We start from the raw sequence: 17,569 nt of genomic DNA, 5'->3' as shown, positions 1-17,569 counted from the left end.
GGACGCGGGCGGGCAAGAGAATCACAACGATCAGGACTTCGGCTTGGCCTCACGCACAGGCAGGCGCAAGCCGTCCCGTGCGTAGTCCAGTGTCCCATCTGCGGCACTGAGCGGATACGCGTTGCCGGTGGACTCGTTGTAGAGCCACCAGGACACCTTCCCCTTGCGATGGTTGACAAGTTCCTTGTAGCCGGCGGTGACCGCGGCGTCGACATACTGACGGGCACTTACCTTCCCCGTCGGCGTATTAATTGTCGACGCATCCGCCTTGGCAGTTGCGCGCTCAGCGGCCTCGTCAGCAAGACGCTTCTGGTGTGCTGCTTCGAGGTCGCGCTCGTAGGCCTGGCGACGAGCCTCGTCATAGCCACAGAAGGTGAAAATCGCCGCGCGCCGCGCTGCCTTGTTCAGCCCGCGGATCTTCACCCCCGTGTGCCTGGTGAACACACGCTTGGAGGCCTCGTTCATCCCTTCCGAACTGTCGAGAATCAGGAGCAGCGGCTTCACATCACGCGATGCGACGGATGCAGCAAACTCGACACAGTGCCTGGTCGGAAATGAGTTGCGTGCCGCGTCGGCAACCGCGCATTGACGCTCGTACTCACGCTTGCTGATGTTGCCCTTGTCACGTTCCCGTTGTGCACGCTCCAGAATCGACTTCGCCTGCGCGGTGGCAAGTGCATCGTAGAGGTCTCGTGCAACGGGGCTCGTGAGGACTGACGTGTCGACACCGGGAACGTTATTCTCCGGACTCAGAGCGGGCAATAGGCCGGCGCTGTACAAGCGGTCGTCGACATCCACATAAGTGGCGTCGACGGGCAGTGACGATACTTCCGCGATGAGGCGCTCGACGTTTCCTGAATCGATCATGATGCTTCTCCGGGTTGCAATTTCGAGTCCGCGCAACTGTGCTTCGCTAAGCCGCCCTCGCAGTTGCGGAAGCTCCAGCACTAGCGCAAACGAGGGGTCATCGTCAGCACAGTGCCTGGCGTATCCATCGCGATACTCTGCGATCACCTCCTCAGGCACGGATTTGCCAGCGAACAGCGCGGCGGCGACATGGACTTCGTGTCGAACGTTCGTCGAACGGTCTGCGAATCGGGGACCGAGATGGCCATACCCCCACCGTTGCTCCATTTCCTGTCGACATAGGTCCGAAAGATCCATGTCTGCACGCATACCGGGGCCGCTCGCGAAACGTTCGTGTAACTGGTCCACCGTAAAGCACGGGAACACGTTGAACGCTGCGGATCCGATCGCCGCAACAGCCTCCCAGTCGAGGCGCGACATTTCATGGGGTGCGCGGACTTGTCCCTGCGGCCGAACGAAGTGCCGGTCGACCTCGTCAATCATGGCGAGAAGTAAGTCGCGTGCGGCACCCTCCTGCTGGACGCCGAGGTGGCCATACTCATTGCGCGTGACCTGCATCGGCGAGCCATCACGGAGTACGCTGATGTCGCGCAGGTTCGTGGGTCGCGATGCGACAGTGTCTTTGGGCGAGGCATTGAGAAGTGCGAGTACCTGCCCCAGTGCCACCAGCGTTACTTCGACAGCGCCAAGCTTCAGTTGATAGATGCTCATTTTTCATATGCTCCAGATAACGCGGGGCGCCCATGCGGGACGCTGCCCGCGTGGGTTTTGCCGGAATCGGCGTTAAAAAATGGAAGCGGCAAAGCGCTTGTCGAAGCCCGGTGTGCGGGCTTTCACAAACACTTGAAGCTGGCTGAATGGCGAGTGGAAGGTCGGGGAGAGATCTGTCGGTTGCCCGGACAGATCCCTACCCTTCCCGCCTGTTACAGCGATTGCTGATTACCGCGCGAGCGTGACCACGCGTGCGGCCGCGCCCGTTGTCTTCAGCAACTTCCGGTCGGCGAAGGTGCCGGAGGGCAACTTCTCGATTTCCGCCCCAAGCTCTTCGAGCCATTTGCGAAATTCGACCGCCTCGGCGTCATTGCGCGTGAAAGCGCCCTCGCCGACGACGGATGAGAGTGCTCCGCCCTCTTCGAGAAGCGACCAGGCATGACGTACGTGCCGGATATCCGAGGAAAACGGCGGATTCATCACGATCGCACCGAAGCTGCCTTCGATTTCAAGGAAGTCCGATCCAATGATGTTGAACCCCTTCGCCGCGAGGACTTCCCGCAGCGCCGGCGACAGCTCGACAACATCAGGCTCATACCCTGCCGATCTGATTGCACTGGCAACGCTCCCTGTTCCCGCAGATGGTTCGAGCCACTTCCCAGTGCGAACCTTCATGCGACGAAGGACGTTCTGAACGAGATTCGTGCACAACTCGTCAGGGGACGGGAAAAAGTCCAGGCCCACTTCCGTACCCACGATCGCCCGCTCGAGTTCGGTCGCCCTGTCTGCCTTGTCTGCTTCATGCCGATACCGCAAAAACTCCCGGCAGGCCGCGCGCAGCTGTTCGACCGTTGTGATTCCCATGCGCTGAAGACGTTTGCGTTCTTCGGCGGCATCCACCCAGTTGTTGGGCAACTGGTAACGATCACGCCCGAGCCGGTTGACGATGGGCAGGGCAATCTCTTCCGGAACACTAACGCGGGCGCCGTCACGGCGTGCCTCGTTTGCATACGGCTTGAGCTTGGTGCTTAGGCGCTTGAGGCCCGAAATACTCGCTATTTCACCGATCAGCCTGTCTACCTGATCCGGAACATAGATTCCGAACTCGGGGTAAGTGACATAGTCGACCGTAGCAAGCGTGGGCTCTTCGCCCTTGCGTGCCAGCTCCTCGGCATAGCCATTCGACGTCGCGTTGATCTCGCGTTGCTTCGCGGCCCGTAGGAGCGCCGAAAAGAGCACGACCTGCGACTTGTCGGTCAGACGGTCGAGGTGCTTGACGGTACCCTGCTCGATCGCGTCAGCGAGACTGTCCATGGTTTTTGCCAGTGCAATGTCCTTGCGCGCGGTCTCCTGTGCTGCGGACGCCTGCGATGCGCGCTTGACCGTGTTGGTCATGCGCTCGCGAGTCAGGCCCTCTTCGGCAACATCTTTCGTGCTCTGCGCGAGACCTTTGAGCCTTTCCGCAGCGCTGGCGCTCTTCTCTGCTGCCAGTGCCTCGGTATCCGTCTGCTTTGTCACGGACTCACCGCGACCGACCAGGAGGAACTGTTCGGCCGCGTCACGATCCCGGAACTGAAACCCGGGCACGGCGCCGTCGCGGTTATACGACGAGTAACGGCCGCCGAGTTTTTTCGCAGCGGTGTTCAGCGCGGCATACACGTCGCGTTCAACACGCTCGGCCAGCTTCACGACGAACAGCGCGTACTTGTCGCGGGTGTGCACCGTCTCGACCAGTTGCATGCCCGTCGACGCGTCCACACCACCCACTACCACCGGCTTCTCCGCAGCGAGCGTCTGCTCGGCGCGAAGCTTTTCCGCGACGAGTTCATCGCGGCGCGCGCGCATTTCAGGGGTCAGTGCCGATTCACTGTGCTTCCGGATAAAGAGGTCGAACTCCGGCAGGGTCTCAGGTGTCTTGAGCGCCTTCGCGTAGGCCAGCAGTTTCGCCTTGCGCTCTTCGCGCTCGGCATTCAGATACGCACGATATGCCGCCAGCTGCTCGGCAGTGAGCTTGGCGAGCTTGAGCCGGATACTGTTGGCGCGCTGTTCCAGACCGATTCCCTGAATTGAAATCAGGCTGGACGTCACGCATAGAAAGCCGTACGCGCAGATCAGGCCATCAAGCACCTTTTCGATCAGATATGGCTTCTTCCGATCGTGGACAAAGCTACCCCCCAGCCGTTTCAGCAGATCGGCGACCTTGAACTTTCCCAGTTCACCACGGATCGAGTCGGCATCGCGCACGAGACGTTCGAACGACGAGCGGACCTCGTCGGGATCGACGGGGACTTCGCCATCATCGACGCGAGCCATGAGATTTTCATGCTCGGCGAGTGTCATCACGGCTGCGGAGAGAATCGGCTGGACGGCTGCCGATTCCAGGCCTACGGCATCCGTGCACTCGTGGTGGATAGGAATGACTGCGCTTACGATTGGGGTGGCCTCGACTTCGACGACTGCCACCGCTTTTAATGCATTGCTGCTTCCTTGTTCGACAGAACCAAAAAGGTCCATTTGTCGGTGATCGATTTGCATGAATGCTCCGTCGTCAGATGGAGCTTGCCCCTTCGGGGGAAGCCCCGAGAGGGTGAAATGCCGAACACATCGGCGGTATGAAAGCGATGGCGATTGGTGCAGCGAGACCTGGTGATGATGCCCAGGAGGTGATGGGTGCCAAAAACGCTTGGTGCGCCGTGACAGGCGAAACAAGCGGCTCTGGTGACAGCGGGAGTTTGAGGCGACCAACAGGCCGATCGCATACCTCGCGAACGGCCTGTGGCGCTTTAATGGGTTACACGCTCCGGATAGCTCATGAAGCTGGGCTTCCGGGGATACGGGTTTTCGACCTGCACGAACAACTCGTCGAGTTGCGCGTCGATTTCACGTTCTGCGTTCTCGTAGGACGAGACGGTGACGTCGAAGCGGACCATCGTCAACTCTGCTTCGCGTCCCGACAGTTCGTCGCATTCCTTCTTCTCGATGGCGAAGCGCACATCGGCGGCCGAAGGCGAGAAATACCAGTCGAAACCAGCACCACCCGTCGATTGCCACGCGATTACTGCGACCGTCACACCAGTTGCCAGAAGCGCGCCGGTGTTCGTGTTGACTGCACCAACGATTGCCTGATTCGTGTTCATGTTCGCTGCTCCTTGAAATGCGAGAGCAGCCCCATACGGAGTGCCCCGCGTGGGTAATTGCCGATCTATCGGCGGTCAAAACCGGATGGCGAGCGAAAGCCCGCGGTCAAGCTGTGGCGTGATGTGAACGATCACGTGACAACTCGGTCCCGGTTGAGCGCAATGATTTCTGGAATGGAGCGGCTGAAGCGGATTAGTCGCGACGGACGCCGGATTTGGAACTGCCCGGGGTCAGTCTCTGACCTGCTTTTGATGCCCACCGTTACGGTGAGATATTGAGTGGCAGCGTGTGAGCCAGCTGCGGTAATGCCTAATACTAGGCGTGCGCCGATTATAGCCACAAATCTGCGGGAAGTGGAAGTCTGTGCTTGATTGGCAACGTGCGAGGCATGGCGCTGGCCCCCGATCGAGATCGGAGGCCAACGTTGGCCGCTTTTAACCGGCTGTCACGCACCCAGTGGTTCTGCGGTCGCGGAACACGATCGCGCTAAGTTCGCTACGCAGGCGGTTGGTTTCGACAGCATGGGCGGCGACGGCCGCAACGTGTGGGGTTACTACGCCCTTGCCGATTTCGTCCCCATGCGGGGAGTTGCGCAACTGCGCGGCTTCCCGCTCGAGTTCCTTGAGCCGACGGCCGATGGCTTCCTTGCGCGGAGGCGCGTCCGCAAACTTGTCTCGGTACGCGTCAGGCGTATGGTCACCCTGCGCGCAATCTTCGATCTGGAAATCCGCCAGGGTGGAAACGAACTCGCGCTTCTGTTCGTCGGACCCTTCCCGGGACAGATGGAACGGGCCTGCAAAACCCAGCTCGCGCGCGACAGCAAAGCCGCCGGCCACGATCGTTGCCAGAGTGTGGCGACGCGGATCGTTGCTGAAGATCTCCTCCTCGAAGGCCTGAATCCGGACGCCATCGGCGAACTGGAGTTCAAAGTACGGGAGGCTCTCTTCGTCCCAGCCGGTGGTCGCAGGATCGGCACCAACTCCGACGACCGTTGCGCTTTGGAACGAATGGCTGTGATAGACATCGTTGGCATCACTGCGATCCTGAAGAGTGGTCGAGAATTCGACCGCACGCCCTTCCATCGCCGCGATCGCGCGGTCGATTCGCTCTTTCCAGTACTGCAGGACGTCAACGTGGGTGCCGTCGTCGCTGTCCAGTGCGTAGACCGCCCGGAATGCGGCGAACGTCTCGTTGAGCTTCTGAAAGCCCTTCGACAGGCCCCGGCCGAACGCTGTGTCACCGAAGTCCTCGGCGGCGCGAAGCTCCAGCGTTTTCCCGAGGCTCACGACTTTCGTGAAGATGTCTGCCTGGTCGTTCGGATTGACTGCGAGGAGGACATAGTGGCCATTCTCGAATTCCAGGGTCAAGCGAGTTGCGTCGTGACGTCCTCCATCGTAGATATCCCGGAGAGCGGCATTCGCGGCCGCGATCGAAACGTGACTGGTCGGCGCGTCACCGATGGTAAAGGTCACCGAACGAAGGCCGATTTTCGGGGTGTGGCGGATTGCAGCGTTCATATGGAACTCCTCTTGGTTTTGTCGAATGCTCGACGTTTGAAAGAGGGTCGATGCCGCTCTGACAAACCAGCTAGGCTTGCCAGAACGTCGTCAGGGGGCAATGGGGAGTGGCCGCCCCACCTGTCGGTGGCGCGGCCTTGTTGCGGTCAAACCAGGCCTAGGCTAGACGGCTCTCGCCTTGATACTCGTAGAAGACGACCCCGGTATCGAGATCGAACCCGAGCATCTGTAACGAGGGGCGCTTCCAGGAGATATCGGTGACGAGCCCGAGGCCCACCGCATCAGCGACGGCCTTGGCGCCGCCCCGCTCCCGAACGTAAACCCAGTTTGGAATTGTGGCGGACGTGTCATACACCCGTCGTGCACCCTCAACGACAACCCGGAACGATGTCGGCGGCCCTTTGTACGTGATCATCGCGGTCAGCAGCTTTTCCATGATGTCGCGCAGAGCGTCCGGGAGAGACCCGCCAGCGCCGCATCGGGTGATGACAGCAGATGTGAACCCGTACACTGAACAGTGATCCGATAGACCAGAGTACGCACGAAGCCTCGAATCGCTGAACACGGCGGCGATGCGACCGCGCTTCACGGCTTCGAGGATCTCGTCATTTCGTATATACATCGACGACTCCTCTTCGCGGTCAATCGATGGACATCGACTGCCCAACCATCAACTTCCAGGAACAGGTGTCGACTGCGCGGCGGTAGATCTGTGCAAGTGCGCACAGTGCTGCGTCGACGTGGCTTACGTCCTGGTTCCAGAGGTATTGCTGGTCGACCGCGACGATGTCCCTCTGGGTGTAGTCGCGTGTCGTTACTTCGAGGCCTCGCGTGACCCGTGCCGTGATGAGGAGCGCCTGATCGTTGTGAGCCAGCACTCCCACATGGCACGCGGCGTCCGGACATGGCCCGCTCGCGGTCGCGCCGGTGCCATAGCGCCAGACGCCGCCGCTCTCGGGAAGCGAATCGTTCGGCCGTATCGTGACGGTTTCATCTTCGTCGCCCGCGGCGGGCTCGACATCGCCTCCGCAGAAGTCGCAGACGACCTGTGCGATTGCGCGCTGAAACTCAGAGTGCTTATCGTTGGTGTCCAACTCGCCGATTCTGTCCGGATTCACGAGCAGCATCGTGACGATGTCCGCCAGTCGGTTCGGGCTTACGGTTTGAGGTGTGTTCATAGGGTTCTCCGGATTGCCGCGGAGCGGCGTTTTGAAAAGCCGGAGGCCTTCGTGGCGTGTGCGCACTGGCGTCGCGCCGAGGCTTTCCTGAGGGAGTCACTCAGGAGAGCCCCGTCGAGAAGACGGGAGACTCTGGGTTGCGATTGATTTAGCTGACCTGGTGGAAGCGCAGGCGCGCCGGCGTGCAGCAGCTCTGGAAGGTGCGTTGATACTCACGAACCTGCTCGATTGCTTCGCTGAACGTCGCAAACTCGGGCGCATGCTCGTCTTTCCATGCGATCGAATCTTCGCCGTAGTGGTGGAACAGCGCGAAGCAGTGGGTCGGCATGATGCGGATCTCGACGTACGAGTCGTAGACCGGGTGCATGCGCGTCGACCACATAGCGATTCCCTCGGCAGGAATGGCGGCGCCGTGCTGCATCGCCGGTGTTCCCAACATCGTGGCAAGTACGAATTCAGAAGCTGTCGTGTTCATGAAGTCCTCTCTGTTGCCGATGACGGCGTGATGAAAGGAGCGAGACACGCCAGGTGGCTCGGCAAATCAGCGAATGATTTGCGGAATCGCCTGCGCGATGAACTTCAGACTGCGCTCGTTGGCGGGCAGTCGTTATTCGTAATGACAGGAACGGGATTTCGGAAGCGAGCCGGATGCGAGGCCGCGAGATCGTCCGGTGAAGAAACCGGCTTTGCGATCTGGAATGACTTGAGGTGGCGGATGCCTGCCGCGCGAGCGGCGTGCGCGAAGTGTATCCGAGCCAGTATCGGCGAGTCAATCGCGCTTCGGTGTCGTTGAATGGGCGGCGCGCGCCGCCGGGTTTTTGACTTGCGTTCGTCAAAACGGGATGCACACTCCCCGTATTACCTCTTTCCGCACACACCGCCACGATGGACATCTGGACATTGATCGAATACGCGGGCTCGGCCTTAGGGATGCTGGGCGCGCTCAGCAACTCGTTTGGCGAGCGCTTCGGCCGTATGACGTTTTCCGTGTGGGTCGTCTCCAATGTGCTGCTGGTGGCCTATACGTCCTTCCGTGCCGAATGGGGGCTTGCGGCGATGCAGTCGTTTTATCTGCTGACCAGCCTGATCGGCCTGCGGCGAATCTTCGGCGGCAGGGATGCGCCCGTGCAAATTGCCCAACCGTCTTGCGCGACGATCAATAGCGACGTGGAAGAGAACAACACCCAACTGGAGAATCAATGAACGCATCAGCTCAACTGGATCTCTTTGCCCAGGTCGCGTCGGCATACGCTGAAGCACCGGGCATGGTGATGTCGAACGACGCGCTGTACGACTCGCTCATGCGCCGAATGGGTGTGAGCCGCGAGGTTGCCGAGAAGCGAGAGGCGGTCGGCGCATCGGGCCAGCGCCATTCTCTTTGGAAACGTCGGGTGCGATTTGTACAACAGAGTCTGAAGCACATGGGGATCCTGCAGCGTGACGGTGCAAGCCGCGGAATCTGGTCGCTTACGGAAGCTGCCGGGAAGAGGCTTCATCGCGCAGGTAAAGGTGTACGACTTGTCGCGTTCTCTACCGAACTGGGCGTGTGCCTCTTCGCATCGAATAACGAAGGTCTGCGTGGGCTAGACGAGCCGATCAGCCTGATCCTGACCTCACCGCCCTTTCCGCTCCGGAAACAGAGAGACTACGGCAATGTGGATCAAAAGGCGTACGTGGAGTGGCTCGTGCGGGTTCTAGAGCCGATCGTGAAGCATCTGGCACCGGGAGGTTGTGTCGCGCTGCAGCTATCTCCTGCAATCCACGTCGAAGGCAGTCCAGAGCGCTCGCTTTATCAAGAGCGCCTCCTCATTGCTCTACACGACGAATTGGGGCTCAAGCGCATCACGTCGATCCCGTGGGTTAATTATTCAAAGCCGCCTGCGCCAATGCAGTGGGCATTGAAGCGCGGCATCCAACTTGCGTCTGCTCATGAGTTCATCCACGTGTTGACAAACGACCCCCTATCCTGCAAGGCGGATAACAGGCGAGTGCTCCTGGCTCATAGCGAGCGGCACAAGGCGCTCATGGCATCGGGCGGCGAGAAGCGCGAAGCGGTATATGGCGACGGCGCTTACGTGCTGCGCCGGGGAGCATTTGGGCGCGAGACTGCAGGGAAGATCCCGCGCGACGTCATCGAGATGGGGCATCGCTGCGCGGACACGCTGGCGCTGCGAAAGGCGGCGAACGCTCTCAATCTGCCGACGCACGGCGCTGTCTTTCCGACGAAGCTGCCAAGCTTTCTTATTCAATATCTCACTGAACCGGACGCGCTCGTCGTCGATCCGTTCGGTGGCTGGTGCAAAACTGCGCTGGCCGCTGAAAGACTCGGTCGGCGCTGGGTTATGACGGAACTGGTTCTGGAGTACGCCCGAGTGGCTGCGGAGGCCTTCCGGGGCTTCAGCGGATTCTCCATGAACCCGTTACTGGAGCAGGTCGGAAACGCTGCATGATAGCCTTGATACAGACGGGCAAAGGCCCAAAGGACTAAAGATGCCAACGACACAGGGACTTCCGGAGGACGTCACGCTTGTTCTCCGGTTCATTCGGGCAGTCGCCCTGGCGCTGCTTGCGCTGGGGGCGCTCGGACTTACTCTCGCCATGTTCTGGAAGGACATGGGACTCTCTTCTTACTTCGACCACTGGTTTGGTACCTGGTCGGATGGTGCTTTGACCATCCTGACGATCGTGGTCGACGCCCTCGTGTTCGTCGCACTGCGGGCGACGCAGAAGTCCGAGGCCAGATTAAAGCAGCGGCAAAATAACCCCTAACCTGGAGGCGATCGTTTGACGTCGTTGTTCACGCCGCACGCGAGCCCCGCGCTCGCGCACCGAAGCCCCTCATACCCATTTCACGACAGGGTGCCGTTGAGTGTGCGTATGCGCTCGACGACCTGGCCCCGTCACGCCGCTGCAGCGAATGTTCCGATTCTGCCGCTTGCTTTCGTGGGTCAGGAGTATCGCTGCTACGTATCATCGTGTGGAGCGGTTGTCGCCCTTCTGCCCTTCGAGCAGATGCTGGTTGTTGAGCCCGGCTCCTATGAAGTGGTGTCGTGGCACCCGGGCGTCCCCGCTTGAAGCGGCACGTCCGTACAAAACTAGAAACCCGCTGGAATTCGAATAGAGGAGAACTCGATGGCTGCCCATGCACAAATCATCCAGTACGACAACGTCCCCGAAGACGGCGTCCTGGATCAGCGTTCCAGCCTGCCTGTTGACGGACAGATTCTGCGCGGAACGGCAGGCGATGGTTGCGGCGCGCCCGGCTGTCAGTGCACCGCACAGGACAACTTCTTTCAGCGCCTGCTGCCGCGCGACGACGCCGGCGTGGTGTTCGGCTACATCCTGACCTTCGACACACCCGAAGAGATGGAGAGCCTGACCGAAGACGACTTCGCACGGCTTGCCCAGCGCGCGATGCACTGAGCGGCGGCGCGCCGCCTCATCTCGCAAGATCGCATTTCCCGGCCCGACCCTATCGGCACTTTTCTTTTCTGGACTACGCTTTCGACATGTTTTTCAAGAACGCCACCATTCACCGACTGCCCGCGCCGTGGAGCGTGACCGCCGAACAGATGGAGCAGTGGCTCGCGCCTCACGCGTTCCAGCCGGCCCAGAGCGTCGAGATGCAACGTCAGGGCTGGGTATCGCCGCGTGACAACGGCGCGCTCGTCCACTCGCTGAGCCGGCAACTGCTCCTGACATACCGGACCGAGAAGAAGTTGCTGCCCGGTTCTGTCGTCACACAGTTCACACGGATCCGCGCACAGGAGCTCGAAGAGCAGCAAGGATTCAAGCCTGGCCGCAAGCAGATGCGGGAACTGAAGGAACAGGTTACGGACGAACTGCTTCCGCGTGCTTTCAGCATTTCGCGCGACACCCGCGTGTGGATCGACACGGTCAATGGCTGGCTGGTTATCGACGCGGCGTCGAAGGCCGTTGCGGACGACGTTCTCGGGCTGCTGGTCAAATCCGTTCCCACCCTGCCTCTGTCGAGCCTGCGTGTCGCGCGTGCGGCCGTCGGCGCGATGACGGAATGGCTGATGTCCGGCGAGGCGCCGCACGGATTCACGGTCGACCAGGACACGGAGCTGACCTCTCCTGGCAACGGCAACGCTACTGTCCGCTACGTCGGCCATGCGCTCGAGGCAGACGACATGCGTCGCCATATCGAGGCGGGCAAACAGTGCATGCGCCTCGCAATGACGCTGGACGACCGCGTCTCGTTCGTCCTGACGCCCGGCCTCACCCTCAAGAAGATCACCCCGCTGGATGTGCTCAAGGAATCCTCCGATCCGACGGCTGCGAACGACGACGAGCGGTTCGATTCGGACTTTGCCCTGATGACGGGCGAACTGTCGAAACTGTTCGCGGCTGTTGTCGAAGCCTTGGGCGGCGAAGTCGACTCTCTCCAGCAAGCAGCCTGACGTCCCCGGGAGGCGGCCGTCAGCCGTCGTCCGCGCACCCGGAAAAATGATGTTCCGTGCGCAGAGCGTGTCGGGCAATCTGTAGATTGACACGCTCTGTCGATGGAAAAGCCTGTATCCGCAAGCCTCCTCTCCTCCGACGGGTCTCTCCGTGAGACCCCGCCCTTGGAACCGACCGCCCGCCATTTCTCGCGTCGGGACACCCTCGGATTGCTCGTTCGCTAAAAATTTCCCGCCAGATCGCTGCTTTCGGGCTGAACAAACGCCGGATGTGGTCGATAAAGGTGCTCAGATTGGTGAGCGGTTGAACGTGGCACCTCGCGCGCGCGGTGTCGGATAGTCCTGACGGGAAACATGACGAAACACGAGTCTGAATACGCACTTCCAGCGGCTACGCGCACCCTCGGCGCACAAGCGCGGGCCGGTTATCTTCGACGGCTCCAGATGCCAGTATTGAAGGCCCAGATCGCTACGGGCGCCGCAAACTGCCCCTCCGACGTCCGACGCGCCGCGGTCGCACTGCTCGAGCGCGCGATGGAATACTGGAGGCACGTTGACTACTGCCACCCGATGCTGACCGGAAGCAGCGGAGAAATTCCGCGCGCGATCCCGGCTCCGCAGTTTGCGGCGCAATACAGTCAATTGCGACAGGGTCTTCGTGTCACGGACCCCGTTGACGGCCCGGCGAAGGTCTGGGAAGAAGCGATGGCGTTATGCCTGAGCACCGCGTTGCAAGTCGCACAATGGGAGATAGGCAAAGCGCTGGGCGACGCGGATGACCGCCTCCGGCTCGGCAGGATTGCGGCGCTCTCAGCATGCAAGAACCCCGAGATTGCCCTTCGCCCCTGGGGAAAGACAAGTCGTCGCATCACCACTGTTGGTATCCGCAAGCGGATCTCAAGCGCGCTTGCCCAGCTGCCGTCGACCTGGCTTATCCTGCATCCCGATACCGGCGTCCCCGCGTTTTTCGCCCAATCCGACTATGAACGCGTGGGGGCAACGCTGCAGCGTCGCGCGCGGGACCATAATCACGAACTTCTCTTATGCCCGCCGTACTCCGAACAAGCGTTGAAGGCAGCGTGACCATTACACCTGTGATGAATCGAAAATCGTATCCGTCGAGGAAGCCATCTTGAGCTCACAGAATCACCAGCCATCGATTTCGTTTGTCAGGGCTGTGATGGAACTGCGGAAGCGCTCGTCGCTCGCCGTGTCGGTGTTCGACAAGCCGGTACCGCTTCACCGCATAGGCCGCAGCGGCTGGGTACCCGTCCGTTTCGTCTTCGTCTCCGAGAACGCGGCAGTTCACGGGGAGGTCCTTCAACGCCTCAAGGTAAACAACGTGCACGGGGAATCCGGGCATAACGGGCCCTTCTACCATCACGAAACCGCGCCTCTTCCGGAATCGATCCAGTGTGCGTCGCTTGTTCTTGCGGAGGCGGCCGCCCGCTATTCTGCGCACATGGCGCTCTGCACAAACCAGGTGATGACCTTTGGTCGGGCGAATGGGGAGGAAGTACCGGTGTGTTGCCAGATCATCGCCGCCTCAGATGAGATTTGTGCTCGAGCCGCATTCCTCTTGCACAACACAGTGCCCAATCTCGACGCGGCCCCACCCGCGTCACCGTCGGAACTTCAGGATCCCCGCTTTCGCGAGTTTCTCACTCTCCTGACAGAACGGCCGGCGGGACATGGGGAGGCCGCGGAGTGATCAAGCCGATCTTGAGCATGGTGTCCGCAAGCGCCCTGATTTTCGGCGCAACCGCTGCAGTGGGCCAGACTGCCACTGACCCTGGCGTGGCGCGCTATATCCAGGAAAAGTACGGTGCTGGAAACGACCTTTCGCTGGCGGCGAGCGTGTATGCAAATTCCCTGATCAAGCTGTGGGACAAGACTGCGGTCGAGCAGAAATACAGCTCTGACCTGACGCTCGCTGCTGGACTGGGCGAGATGTGCCTCATGGCGAAGCTCTCTCGGGTCGATCCGGCCGGGGCGCAGGATGACCTCGCGGAATTGCGGAAGACCGTCGCCAGCACGCCAGTGCGTTACGCCGGGTACGCGATCGCAGGACACCTCGCTGACCTCTACTTCGCCCCGCCTCCGCCTATGAGCGAGGCGCAGGTCTGCGGAATTCTCAAGATCCCGGCGCCGGCGGATTGAGCGAAGCGGGAAGACTTGCTTGCGTCGGCGACGACGGCCCATACACTGGGCGTCGATGTCTTGCGGTTCCAAAGGGAGCGACAGACTGGTGTGCCCATTGCGTGGGCATCGCCAAAAAACCCTTCTGCATCGGCGTCGTTGGAAGTTGTCCACAGGTTTACCCACAAAATCTGTGGATGGTTAGAAGATGGGGCGCGCGAGCGTGGCGCTCCCCAGATGCACAAAGCCAGCGCCGGATTGATTCCGGGTGAAGACCACGCGAGTAGTGGAGCGAGCCGGCAGCCGCCGTCGACCTTCAGCAGTTATTTCAACCAGAAGAGAGGTCTTTAAATGAACAAACAGGAACTGATCGACGCAATCGCCACGAAAACGGACAGCAGCAAGTCGGCCGCGGCCGCGATGCTCGACGCAACGCTGGAAACCATCGGTCACGCGATCGCCGCCGGCGACAAGGTCGCCCTGGTCGGCTTCGGCACGTTCGCGACTGGCAAGCGCGCCGCCCGCTCGGGTCGCAACCCGGCGACGGGCGAGACGATCGATATCCCGGCGGCCACCACAGCCAAATTCACGGCCGGTAAGGCGCTGAAGGAACTCGTGAACGCGCCGACGAAAAAAAAGAAGTGACGGCAGGCGCGGCACGCGGGCCGCGCTGCTTCGGGCCGCGGAAGCCACAGGTTTCTGCGGCCCGGGACATCGACAGCCCTTGTCGTATGGCCCCTATCGTCTCTATAATGCCCCTCAGCCATCGAACGGCATTCATCTGACTCTCGCGCCAACTGCGAGGTCGCTCAGTCTTCCCCTCCTCTGAAATTCTGGCACGGCCTTTTCAGTGAGATCGCGTTGTCGAATCTCAGTGAAGTGCAGCCATGCGCACTTGCTCCGGTTTCCAAACTGCCGATCCGGCAAAACACACACGGAGCTTCACCATGAAGACCAACCAGCCCGGCCTCGATCTCATCATCGACGCAGCCAAGGCCGACTTTCGTCCCGAAGAGCAGTTCACCACGCACCTGCGTCGCCTGTGGACCCTGCTTACGCCGGCACAGCGTCTGATGTACCTGGGCTGCGCTGACGTCGCCACCGCCCTTGAGGCGATCGATGAAGGCGACCGCTACGCGACGGAGTTCGACGCCCTCGCGGCCGAAGCCCAGAACACCACCTTCGCGGGAGCGGCATCGCTTCTCGACGAAATCATCTGCCGCCATCCTGGCTTTGCCAACGACGGTGAAGTTAACGGCGGTGACCTTGTGGAATTCATCAGCGAGCGCATCGCAGCGGCATATCCCACGTTACAGGCTCAGTCGTAACAATCGCAGTCTCCCCGCAGACTTGCAGAAAGAAGAACGGCTTCCACGCGCGGGCGCCCTCACGAATGTGAGCGGCACGACGCGCGTGGACAGCCACCCATCCCCACACGTAGCGTGCTGCGCCGAGGCACTTCCTTCGCCAGAGCATGACTGCTGCTCCAATCTTTTTAGCGCCCACGTGGAGCATGGAGCATGAATCATGAGTCAGAAAACATCGAAGCCGGCTGCACGCGCCCACGACAACTTGTCGATTTTTCTTCTGCGCTCGGTCTGCGCCAGCGGACTGAATGCAGGCGATATCTGGCGACCGCGTGTCGTCGCTTCGCACGGTGAAAAAGGCTGGACCTGGCGGGATACCCGCGAAACGGCTGGCGATGCACATGGCCCCTTCGAGTCCGAGCGCGACGCCCTGCTCGACGCCATCCTCAAGCAGGGGGTGGAGGGCGAAACGTCTGCACCGATGGTCGAGAAACCCTCTGGATCGAAACCAGGTGCGCCCGCGTCGACTTTCGGCGCAGACACTGCCGAAGCACCTCTCGGCAGCGTTTCGACTGCGGAACTGGTCCAGGAACTGTGTCGGCGCGGCGGGCTCACGTATTTGCACGGGGCAGTCGGTGCGCTGTATGACCACCTGGAGCGAGAGGGACAGCTCGACGGGAAGGACAAGCTCCTGACTTACCTCGTCCTGCGTCTGCGCCGTGAGGACGCCGCAGTCTCGGGCGTTCGCGATGCCGCGAGTTGCGTCGCACACTGGCAGGCCAAGATCGACTCGATCGGACAGGCGAAGTCGGACGCCTGACGCTGAAGTCATGAAACGCTGAAGAAAGCAGGCAGCCCCGGACTGTGTCCGGGGCGTCGCCCCTTCCAGCGTCGCAAGAGATTCGTGCGGTTGAGACCAGCCCGTTCTATCGCGAGTACGCGATTCAGCGGTTTGCTCTCAGCGCAGCGCGCGCTGGCGCTCTTTATAACGCCCTATGGGCACCAAAGGAGTGTGCAATGAAAACGGAACCGATCCAGGCAACGATCGTCGAGGCGGAAGCAGAACGGCTGCAATTCCTGCCGGCGATGTTCGGCGAAAAGTACTTCGTGCGCGCGCAGAATCTGCTCTTTGCGTACGCGGTGAAACTCGTCGAACGTGATCTCAAAACGGGCCTCTGGGTCTACAAAAGGCTGTCCAACGGTGGTGCTTACGCTGCGCCGGTGCAATCCGAACGTGTGACTGTCACGGTCTTCGAGAGCCAGTTCGAGCGGGAAATGTCCAGCGACGCCGCGGGTATCGTCATCTGCATGTTCGTGCTGGGCCATCTCTCCGCGCGCGCCGATGCGGCGGGCGACGATGACGGCACTGAACTGCTCGTCACGCAATATGAGCGGCTACGCGAGTATGCGCGGCAGCACGCTGAGCGCGAAGTGATTCTCGCCGCGATCGACTGACCGGACGCCGCGCCACGACCCTCTTGAGTAATACGCCGAACGCCCCGACTCCTCTGGAGTTGAGGGCGGTTCTGGCCAAAGCGTCGCTGCGCAGTTCCATTACGGACCGGCTGACGGTGGCGGCGCTTTGTCCAGTGCATTGGCACGCGCCCTTTAAAACGCCGACACGTTCGGCATCAGGAGCGACTCACAATGAAAACAGCAACAGCGGCAGCCGGGCTGATCGCCCCCTCCGCGACCTTAGTCCAGGTCACGGCGGAGGAATCCAATCGTGTCTGGCAGGCACAACAGACCGCGTTCGAGACGGCGATCGGTTACGACCATAGCGAAGCGGTCTATATGGCCATGCTGAAGGAAGTACTGGCCGGTGCGCTGGGTCGTAGCTACGACGTCATCCGCACGCCGTGGCAATGGGGCGAGTGGTCGGTCGTGCTGGAGATTGACCCCGGCCGACGTCCGTCCATGGGCCACTTTGGTCTGCTCGATCATGGCCGTCAGAAGTGTCTGCGTATCAAGCCCTGTCAGATCGCCGTTTCTCCGTACCACTGCGTTGAGTGGGAGCGCGTGAACGATGCCCTTGCGGAGTTGCTGCAAGAGGGCGATCTGTCGCTCGAGCAGGTCTGGTTCCTGACCGGAGCCGGCTGGACTCCGGTTCGGAAGGCTGTGACCGTGCAGGTTGCCGAACTCGTGGCCGTGGAAGCATGAAAGTCAAAGGTCATTACACCCCTGACGAGCGGGTTCGCCCAGATTGCTTTCCCTCGACCGAAGTCCTGATGAACGCAAGTTGAAACCACGGATATGCCCGCTTCGACGGGCATTTTCATTTTATGAAG

General features: G+C 60.9%; 20 protein-coding genes. 13 read left to right on the top strand and 7 right to left on the bottom strand.

Annotated features, from left to right (window positions below):
* Positions 1–30: 30 nt before the first annotated feature.
* The 7 genes from G3O01_RS08835 to G3O01_RS08805 all read right to left on the bottom strand — a co-directional run bounded on the left by G3O01_RS08835 (position 31) and on the right by G3O01_RS08805 (position 7,886).
* The gene (locus G3O01_RS08835; protein WP_205804163.1) at positions 31–1,578 is read right to left on the bottom strand and encodes a hypothetical protein; all 1,548 of its coding nucleotides are present in this window, start codon (positions 1,576–1,578) and stop codon (positions 31–33) included.
* Positions 1,579–1,806: 228 nt separating this feature from the next.
* Complete coding sequence (locus G3O01_RS08830; protein WP_205804162.1) at positions 1,807–4,113, bottom strand: hypothetical protein; 2,307 nt, start codon at positions 4,111–4,113, stop codon at positions 1,807–1,809.
* A gap of 248 nt (positions 4,114–4,361) precedes the next feature.
* Positions 4,362–4,715 carry a hypothetical protein gene (locus G3O01_RS08825; RefSeq protein ID WP_205804161.1) on the bottom strand — a complete coding sequence of 118 codons (354 nt, stop codon included), beginning with the start codon at positions 4,713–4,715 and terminating at the stop codon, positions 4,362–4,364.
* Positions 4,716–5,150: 435 nt separating this feature from the next.
* A complete protein-coding gene (locus G3O01_RS08820; RefSeq protein ID WP_205804160.1) occupies positions 5,151–6,233 on the bottom strand; it encodes a hypothetical protein in 1,083 nt (360 codons plus the stop codon).
* 157 nt (positions 6,234–6,390) lie between these two features.
* Complete coding sequence (locus G3O01_RS08815) at positions 6,391–6,855, bottom strand: hypothetical protein (protein WP_205804159.1); 465 nt, start codon at positions 6,853–6,855, stop codon at positions 6,391–6,393.
* Positions 6,856–6,874: 19 nt separating this feature from the next.
* The gene (locus tag G3O01_RS08810; protein ID WP_205804158.1) at positions 6,875–7,411 is read right to left on the bottom strand and encodes a hypothetical protein; all 537 of its coding nucleotides are present in this window, start codon (positions 7,409–7,411) and stop codon (positions 6,875–6,877) included.
* 148 nt (positions 7,412–7,559) lie between these two features.
* The gene (locus G3O01_RS08805; protein ID WP_205804157.1) at positions 7,560–7,886 is read right to left on the bottom strand and encodes a hypothetical protein; all 327 of its coding nucleotides are present in this window, start codon (positions 7,884–7,886) and stop codon (positions 7,560–7,562) included.
* Between the two features lie 410 nt (positions 7,887–8,296).
* Between G3O01_RS08805 and G3O01_RS08800 the strand changes: the two genes are divergently transcribed.
* The 13 genes from G3O01_RS08800 (at position 8,297) to G3O01_RS08740 (ending at position 17,441) form a co-directional block, all read left to right on the top strand.
* The gene (locus G3O01_RS08800; protein WP_205804156.1) at positions 8,297–8,614 is read left to right on the top strand and encodes a hypothetical protein; all 318 of its coding nucleotides are present in this window, start codon (positions 8,297–8,299) and stop codon (positions 8,612–8,614) included.
* On the top strand, positions 8,611–9,861 hold the full coding sequence (locus G3O01_RS08795) for a site-specific DNA-methyltransferase (protein WP_205804155.1): 1,251 nt from the start codon (positions 8,611–8,613) through the stop codon (positions 9,859–9,861). The genes G3O01_RS08800 and G3O01_RS08795 overlap by 4 nt, the downstream gene beginning before the upstream one ends.
* A gap of 40 nt (positions 9,862–9,901) precedes the next feature.
* Positions 9,902–10,180, top strand: a complete 279-nt coding sequence (locus G3O01_RS08790) for a hypothetical protein (RefSeq protein WP_205804154.1) — start codon at positions 9,902–9,904, stop codon at positions 10,178–10,180.
* Between the two features lie 363 nt (positions 10,181–10,543).
* Positions 10,544–10,834: a hypothetical protein gene (locus G3O01_RS08785; RefSeq protein WP_205804153.1), complete on the top strand. Its 291-nt coding sequence runs from the start codon at positions 10,544–10,546 to the stop codon at positions 10,832–10,834.
* 86 nt (positions 10,835–10,920) lie between these two features.
* The gene (locus G3O01_RS08780; RefSeq protein WP_205804152.1) at positions 10,921–11,835 is read left to right on the top strand and encodes a recombination-associated protein RdgC; all 915 of its coding nucleotides are present in this window, start codon (positions 10,921–10,923) and stop codon (positions 11,833–11,835) included.
* Between the two features lie 444 nt (positions 11,836–12,279).
* Positions 12,280–12,918 carry a hypothetical protein gene (locus G3O01_RS08775; RefSeq protein ID WP_205804151.1) on the top strand — a complete coding sequence of 213 codons (639 nt, stop codon included), beginning with the start codon at positions 12,280–12,282 and terminating at the stop codon, positions 12,916–12,918.
* Between the two features lie 49 nt (positions 12,919–12,967).
* Positions 12,968–13,546: a hypothetical protein gene (locus tag G3O01_RS08770; RefSeq protein ID WP_205804150.1), complete on the top strand. Its 579-nt coding sequence runs from the start codon at positions 12,968–12,970 to the stop codon at positions 13,544–13,546.
* Entirely contained in the window at positions 13,543–13,995 is a 453-nt protein-coding gene (locus G3O01_RS08765) for a hypothetical protein (RefSeq protein ID WP_205804149.1), read from the top strand. The genes G3O01_RS08770 and G3O01_RS08765 overlap by 4 nt, the downstream gene beginning before the upstream one ends.
* A gap of 330 nt (positions 13,996–14,325) precedes the next feature.
* Positions 14,326–14,619 carry an HU family DNA-binding protein gene (locus G3O01_RS08760; RefSeq protein WP_205804148.1) on the top strand — a complete coding sequence of 98 codons (294 nt, stop codon included), beginning with the start codon at positions 14,326–14,328 and terminating at the stop codon, positions 14,617–14,619.
* A gap of 302 nt (positions 14,620–14,921) precedes the next feature.
* Positions 14,922–15,302: a hypothetical protein gene (locus tag G3O01_RS08755; RefSeq protein ID WP_205804147.1), complete on the top strand. Its 381-nt coding sequence runs from the start codon at positions 14,922–14,924 to the stop codon at positions 15,300–15,302.
* Between the two features lie 199 nt (positions 15,303–15,501).
* The gene (locus G3O01_RS08750) at positions 15,502–16,101 is read left to right on the top strand and encodes a hypothetical protein (protein WP_205804146.1); all 600 of its coding nucleotides are present in this window, start codon (positions 15,502–15,504) and stop codon (positions 16,099–16,101) included.
* A 197-nt stretch (positions 16,102–16,298) separates the two neighbouring features.
* Positions 16,299–16,736, top strand: a complete 438-nt coding sequence (locus G3O01_RS08745; protein WP_205804145.1) for an antirestriction protein — start codon at positions 16,299–16,301, stop codon at positions 16,734–16,736.
* 192 nt (positions 16,737–16,928) lie between these two features.
* Positions 16,929–17,441, top strand: coding sequence for a hypothetical protein (locus G3O01_RS08740; RefSeq protein ID WP_205804144.1), 513 nt, complete (start codon positions 16,929–16,931; stop codon positions 17,439–17,441).
* Positions 17,442–17,569: the final 128 nt, after the last annotated feature.

It is taken from the genome of Burkholderia sp. Ac-20365, assembly GCF_017104715.1.
In the GTDB taxonomy this organism is placed as follows: domain Bacteria; phylum Pseudomonadota; class Gammaproteobacteria; order Burkholderiales; family Burkholderiaceae; genus Paraburkholderia.
Note: the sequence above shows the minus strand (reverse complement) of the source record. Positions and strands in the feature narration are given on the sequence as shown.

Coding starts and splice junctions, on each gene's coding strand:
- G3O01_RS08755 (WP_205804147.1), top strand. CDS start 14,922: ATGAAGACCAACCAGCCCGGCCTCGATCTCATCATCGACGCAGCCAAG.
- G3O01_RS08750 (WP_205804146.1), top strand. CDS start 15,502: ATGAGTCAGAAAACATCGAAGCCGGCTGCACGCGCCCACGACAACTTG.
- G3O01_RS08820 (WP_205804160.1), bottom strand. CDS start 6,233: ATGAACGCTGCAATCCGCCACACCCCGAAAATCGGCCTTCGTTCGGTG.
- G3O01_RS08760 (WP_205804148.1), top strand. CDS start 14,326: ATGAACAAACAGGAACTGATCGACGCAATCGCCACGAAAACGGACAGC.
- G3O01_RS08805 (WP_205804157.1), bottom strand. CDS start 7,886: ATGAACACGACAGCTTCTGAATTCGTACTTGCCACGATGTTGGGAACA.
- G3O01_RS08790 (WP_205804154.1), top strand. CDS start 9,902: ATGCCAACGACACAGGGACTTCCGGAGGACGTCACGCTTGTTCTCCGG.
- G3O01_RS08810 (WP_205804158.1), bottom strand. CDS start 7,411: ATGAACACACCTCAAACCGTAAGCCCGAACCGACTGGCGGACATCGTC.
- G3O01_RS08835 (WP_205804163.1), bottom strand. CDS start 1,578: ATGAGCATCTATCAACTGAAGCTTGGCGCTGTCGAAGTAACGCTGGTG.
- G3O01_RS08815 (WP_205804159.1), bottom strand. CDS start 6,855: ATGTATATACGAAATGACGAGATCCTCGAAGCCGTGAAGCGCGGTCGC.
- G3O01_RS08740 (WP_205804144.1), top strand. CDS start 16,929: ATGAAAACAGCAACAGCGGCAGCCGGGCTGATCGCCCCCTCCGCGACC.
- G3O01_RS08830 (WP_205804162.1), bottom strand. CDS start 4,113: ATGCAAATCGATCACCGACAAATGGACCTTTTTGGTTCTGTCGAACAA.
- G3O01_RS08825 (WP_205804161.1), bottom strand. CDS start 4,715: ATGAACACGAATCAGGCAATCGTTGGTGCAGTCAACACGAACACCGGC.
- G3O01_RS08785 (WP_205804153.1), top strand. CDS start 10,544: ATGGCTGCCCATGCACAAATCATCCAGTACGACAACGTCCCCGAAGAC.
- G3O01_RS08795 (WP_205804155.1), top strand. CDS start 8,611: ATGAACGCATCAGCTCAACTGGATCTCTTTGCCCAGGTCGCGTCGGCA.
- G3O01_RS08780 (WP_205804152.1), top strand. CDS start 10,921: ATGTTTTTCAAGAACGCCACCATTCACCGACTGCCCGCGCCGTGGAGC.
- G3O01_RS08800 (WP_205804156.1), top strand. CDS start 8,297: ATGGACATCTGGACATTGATCGAATACGCGGGCTCGGCCTTAGGGATG.
- G3O01_RS08775 (WP_205804151.1), top strand. CDS start 12,280: ATGCCAGTATTGAAGGCCCAGATCGCTACGGGCGCCGCAAACTGCCCC.
- G3O01_RS08745 (WP_205804145.1), top strand. CDS start 16,299: ATGAAAACGGAACCGATCCAGGCAACGATCGTCGAGGCGGAAGCAGAA.